We start from the raw sequence: 5,073 nt of genomic DNA on the forward strand, positions 1-5,073 counted from the left end.
CCATCGTCTGCTTCATCTTCTGCGCGAACTCCGGCGGCATGCCGGGGATGTTCATCTCGTGAACCGTGACCTTCGATTCCCACAGGCCGGGCTCGACCATCACGCCGCCGCGCCGGCCAGTCCCCCCGCGAGGATCAATCCGAAGATGACGACCGTCCCGATGGCATCGTCGACACGCTGCGTGCTGTTCTGGAACGCGGAGATTACCAGGCCCGTGATGCGCGGACCCGCCCACAGGATCAGCATGCATAGCGCGGCCGCGGCGATCAGCACGGCGAATGGCAAGACCCGGCGCCAGCCGCTCACGGATTGCGCGCTCATGCCGGCACGGCCCGCTCGCCGTCGAACAGGACGCCGCCCTGCAGCCTATAGGTGTGTCGCACGCGGTCGTCGGCTTCGACGAGGAACTGCGTGACGCCCCTGAACCAGGGCGCACGCTCCTCCGGTGTGCAAGCCTGGATGTAGGTGTTGAACACGCGCGGATCGTAGAACCGGAACAGCGCGATGGTGCCGTCCGGCAGCTGCGCGTTGAGGAACTTCTTGAAGTGCCGCCGGAGCCCGTCGAGATCGAGCGCGCTCTCGCAGAAGATGCCCCAGTTGCAGGCGCGGCCGCGCTCCTGCCAGGCCTTCATCAGCGGCTCGCGGCGGTCGGCGAGCACGAGGTGCGGGGAGGCGGTGGCAAGGACGTGCGGAACGTCGCCCGAAAACAGGCAGTCGTGCTGCCGCGATTGCTTGACGAGGCCGTGCAGATCGGCGTCCTGCGCGGTATCGACGAGCGCGTACCAGGTCATTGCTTGCGGACCGCGTCCCCGGCCGCTTTGCCGATTCCAGGCGCCAACTTGCGAGCAGCCTCGGCAGCGGCGGCGGCGATGTTGGCGCAGCGCTCGCAGAAAGGCGCGCCGCTTTTCGCTGCAGCCTTGAACGTCTTGGCCTGCTCGGCCGGACGCGGAAAATATTTGCCTTCGGTGAGCGCTCCGATGAACGCTTTGGCCTGGGCCGCGATGTCGAAGCCCGCGCCGGGGCCGCCCGCGCCCGCGCCGCCGCCACCGCCGCCGCCACCGCCGGCACCGACCTCACCGATCAGCACGGTGAAGCAGCCGGTGACGATCACGCCGCCATGCGCCGTCATGTCGCCCATGCGTGCCGCTGGAAGCTTGCCGACAAGAACGGTCGGAGAGCCCTGGATAATCATGTCGATCGGCCCGACGCAGATCGCCATGTCGCTAATCCGCGCCTGCGGCATCATGCAGGTCAGAACGTTGAGCTGGCACGGCGGAATGATCGGCCCGCCGACATGCGGCACCAGCCCCGTCACCATCGGGCAGACGTGCATGTCGGTCACTCTGGCGGCGGGTTTGCCCATCTCGGAACCTCGACTTTCGTCAGGCGGTCACGCCGGTTGAACCTATCACTGATTCGGGAGAAGTCATTGCCTCCGGCCGCTATCGGGCGAAGTTTTCGCGGACGACATGCAGGTCCGGACTCATCTCTACCTCGAAGCCGGGTTTCCCGGACGATCCACGCATTCCGGGTGGGCGGTCCGGGTCGACGAATATCACGATCAGATTGTCGTCCTTCCGAAGCAGCTTGATTTCATAATCGTCGACCTTGAGACCGCGCTCCCGCAAACGCGAAACCGCCTTCTCGATCGCAGGGTAATTGGCGCCGCTCATCGGATCGATGTGTTGGATTTGAGGCATGGGCTTTCCTTTGCCTGAGGTGGCGGCCAGTGGAACTGCCGCGAAGATCATCGCCGCCTCTGCCCACAGTCTGCTGGACCACCTCATAATGTGCCCTCGTCGCCGGAGTGAGGGTCGAAATAGCGGTACGTACCGGACGGAGTTCCGAGATAACCGCGATATTCGTCCTTGCCGGCACCGTCGCTGGTGATTCCGTCGTAATCGGTTCCGGAGAAATGATCGCTGTTGTAGTCATCGCGCGCCGGATCCGACGTGCGTACTGCCCCGCCACTCGCATCCTGCGTCGAATAGTCGGCGTGGGTATGATAGTCGCCGACCTGCTGACCACCGGGCGGCACCCCGGCGTCGCTCGGGTTCACTCCGGCATCGCCGCCGACGACGGGACCGGAGAAGAAATATTGGCCGAAGGCGTCGCGATAGATGAGCCCGCCATATTCCCGGTTGGCAGCGATCGATCTGGGATTGGAATAGTCCAGTGCGGCACGTGCAGCATCATCTGCCGACGCGTGCGGTCCGCGGTCCGGCGTCTGCGGAGCGGCCGTGCAGCGCGCGACCGGCTCTGGCGGCGACGGCGAGAAAAACTCGACGATATCGCGCCAGATGCTCTCCAATGCCTCAAGCATGGCGATGATCGGCGGCTATGTAGCACATCGCGATTTCGTCACCCGCTTCTCACTCGAATTCCCTTCTTCAGTCGTTCAAGTTTCTCCGAAGGGTCGGTTCCACCGTCCTCGAGAATCCCTGCGCACCACCCGGGGTCGCCCGGCAAATGTTGAGCAGCCCAAAGAATGCTCGCGAGCGTCGCAAGGTCCTGTTCGCTCGAAATCCCGCATCCGCGACCGCGACCCACGGCTTGCTTGACGAATTGCGGCTCGATGCGCGGATCGAACCGTTGCTGAAGAAACCCCAATAGCCGTACGACGAATCCTTCGTCACAGCGTTGCTGCAAGGCGCTCATCGTCGTCGTGCTGATATCATGCATCGGGGCAGCAGCTGGTCACGGCTGTCGCAACTAATTGGCGTGAGGAATGATGGTTGCACTGCTGCCGGCGATCAGCAGTCCTTGGTCCGCCGCAACAGGCCGCGCCCAGTTCGCCCGGTAGTGCCAATAGGTAAAATACAAGGCGCCGTCATTCGCCACCGCCTGATTCTCGAGCCTTCGGAAATCCCCTATGTTGATTCTGCCGAGCTGCGGCACGAGGTTGATGTCCGTGCCACCGCCAAGCCGATGGGGAATGGCATGCCCCCGATGGTAATGCGGGCCGGCGCTCAGCGGATGACCCGCCATTCGACTGGCATCGCGATCCTCACCGTGGCGCCCGTGGCTGACCCCCCAAGCGGCGAGCAGCTGCCCTGCCGCAATATCGAACAGGTATGAGAAGCCCGTCGATTCTGTCTCCACGAGATCCGGATTGCGGATAGCCAAGGCATAGTCATCGACCCATCTATCAATCAATCTGGCGACGATGTCCTGCCATTGCGTCGAGCCCTTCGGCATCGATGTCACGATACTTGTAAGATCGTCGTAGCTGACCATAACCCCTCGATAGTGCTGATCGCACTTGTTGACCTGGCGCCTACTTTCTCGCCGTGGCCAGCGCCGACTTCGGCGCGTCGCCGACGATGAAGAAGGCGCGTCAGTAGAGCGGGTGCGAATATTCGGATTGGGCGCGCTTCGCTGTCTCGAGCGAGGTGCCGATGTCGGCCGTGCGCCCGGACGTGTAGAAGCGCTCCATCAGCTCGATCGTGCCTTACGTATCCACCAACCTGGGCCATGGCGCACGCCCTCAAATCGTCCGGCACAGCGGGCTCGTGCGGATGCGGGCGAGTTGCTTGTCGGTGAGCGTCAGCGGTGTCCCGCCGTTGCTCGAGGTTGGAAACATGAGGTTGCGCTGATCGTTGGCGTGGACCGGCGAGAAGGTCGAGGTCAGCAGGACGTGACCGACCTCGTGCGCGGGGTCCCAGCGGCTGCAGTCGTGAGTGACCGCGCACGCCGGCCTGGTCGCGGCATGGCCGCCGCAGCCCAGGACGTCGCCCTCCTGGAAGCGGTTGACGATGTAGACCGCGACATCGTGCGGGGGCACCCTGGTGCCCATTTGCTCGAGCTCGGCGAACTCGCCACTTTCCATGCTCCAATCGCAATTCTGGTCGATGACGGTGAAGCGGTTCTGCTCGTCCTCGGAGAGGCTAAGCGACTCCCCTGAAGCGAAGCGCGCGTCGATCGAATATTGGGCGTACACCCGTTCGATACTCGACATCATGCGGTTGAACGGCACGTCAGACAGCGACAACGAGCGGAAGTGCAGGTTGACCCGGTGGGTGAACCGGGGGAAGCGCGCGTCGAGCGCGCGCATCGTCTGTGGGCCGATCTGACCGTCGACCGTCAGCGGCGGGTTCGAGCGCTGGAACGCCTTCACCACATCCGTTGTCTCACGGCCATAGATACCGTCAGGGCTGAAGTGGGTGCTCGTCGTCGAACGAGGCATTGCGAAGCCGAGATCGATCAATGCCATCTGCACAAGATGGACGTGGCGTCCACTCACCCCGTCCCTGAGCACCCGGGACCCCGAGTCCACGGCCTGGAGCGCAGGTTCGTCCTTAAACCTCGGCGAGGACAACGGCATTACACGCCTCCCTTGACCATGTGAGCTCAGCTCACTCGACGATCCTCACTTGCTCGCCGTTTGCACCGGCGCCGTGGCGAGCGCCGATTTCCTTGCGTCGCCGACGATGAAGAAGGCGCCCCAATAGAGCGGGTGCGAATATTTGGGTTGGGCCATCAGCCCGCGCTTCGCAGTTTCGAGCGAGGTGCCGATGTCGGCCGTGCGCGCCGACGTATAGAAGCGCTCCATCAGCTCCGGCGTGCCTTCGGTCACCGGCACTTCCCAATGGGTCGCTAGAACTGCCCTTGCGTTCGCCGTCAGGAATGCCCGCACCAGCCCTTCGAGCGTCGAGCCGGCTTCCTCCTGCCCCGACAGCCGAGCGATATCCTGGTTGCGGATTCCGCTGCCCGTGTCGCAGGCGGAGAGCACGACGAGGTTCGCGTCGAGGCGCAGCCCGGCAATCTCGTCGAAGCTCAACAGCCCGTCCGAATTGGCGTCCCCGAACGAAGTGACCAGCCCGGGCGGCGACTTGAGACATCCCCAAACGCCCTCCTCAAGCCCGTGGGTGGCGAAATGGAGGATCGCATAGTCTCCGAGGTCGGTCATGTTCTCGACCGCGTCATCGGTGAACGCGGCCTGGGTGACGAGCGGGGCATTGGGATCGCCGAGCGCGGCGGCGGCCATCCGCACTTCCGCCGCCGGGATCGGCGGTGCGCTCGCGGCAAGCTCGCGCAGCGCCGCCGAATCGGCATAGCAGAGATCCCCGACCT

Annotated in this window: 9 protein-coding genes; all 9 read right to left on the reverse strand. The window is 64.1% G+C overall.

Annotated features, from left to right (window positions below; translation table 11 throughout):
- Positions 1-99: 99 nt before the first annotated feature.
- Positions 100-321 (reverse strand): hypothetical protein, encoded by a 222-nt coding sequence (locus tag GH737_RS15405; protein WP_196233166.1) that lies wholly within the window; start codon positions 319-321, stop codon positions 100-102.
- Positions 318-791 (reverse strand): DUF4123 domain-containing protein, encoded by a 474-nt coding sequence (locus tag GH737_RS12780; RefSeq protein WP_155265188.1) that lies wholly within the window; start codon positions 789-791, stop codon positions 318-320. Before GH737_RS12780 ends, GH737_RS15405 begins: the two co-directional genes overlap by 4 nt.
- The gene (locus GH737_RS12785) at positions 788-1,363 is read right to left on the reverse strand and encodes a PAAR domain-containing protein (RefSeq protein ID WP_155265189.1); all 576 of its coding nucleotides are present in this window, start codon (positions 1,361-1,363) and stop codon (positions 788-790) included. The genes GH737_RS12780 and GH737_RS12785 overlap by 4 nt, the downstream gene beginning before the upstream one ends.
- Before the next feature lie 79 nt (positions 1,364-1,442).
- Complete coding sequence (locus GH737_RS12790) at positions 1,443-1,700, reverse strand: hypothetical protein (protein WP_155265190.1); 258 nt, start codon at positions 1,698-1,700, stop codon at positions 1,443-1,445.
- An 83-nt stretch (positions 1,701-1,783) separates the two neighbouring features.
- On the reverse strand, positions 1,784-2,323 hold the full coding sequence (locus GH737_RS12795) for a DUF4329 domain-containing protein (RefSeq protein ID WP_155265191.1): 540 nt from the start codon (positions 2,321-2,323) through the stop codon (positions 1,784-1,786).
- A 38-nt stretch (positions 2,324-2,361) separates the two neighbouring features.
- Positions 2,362-2,682: a hypothetical protein gene (locus GH737_RS12800; protein WP_155265192.1), complete on the reverse strand. Its 321-nt coding sequence runs from the start codon at positions 2,680-2,682 to the stop codon at positions 2,362-2,364.
- Positions 2,683-2,712: 30 nt separating this feature from the next.
- Complete coding sequence (locus tag GH737_RS12805) at positions 2,713-3,237, reverse strand: DNA/RNA non-specific endonuclease (protein WP_155265193.1); 525 nt, start codon at positions 3,235-3,237, stop codon at positions 2,713-2,715.
- 250 nt (positions 3,238-3,487) lie between these two features.
- Positions 3,488-4,324, reverse strand: a complete 837-nt coding sequence (locus tag GH737_RS12810) for a peptidoglycan-binding domain-containing protein (protein WP_155265194.1) — start codon at positions 4,322-4,324, stop codon at positions 3,488-3,490.
- 45 nt (positions 4,325-4,369) lie between these two features.
- A partial coding sequence (locus GH737_RS12815; RefSeq protein WP_155265195.1) for a CHAT domain-containing protein occupies positions 4,370-5,073 on the reverse strand: 704 nt, incomplete at its 5' end.

It is taken from the genome of Sphingomonas segetis (assembly GCF_009720245.1).
Lineage (GTDB): Bacteria > Pseudomonadota > Alphaproteobacteria > Sphingomonadales > Sphingomonadaceae > Sphingomicrobium > Sphingomicrobium segetis.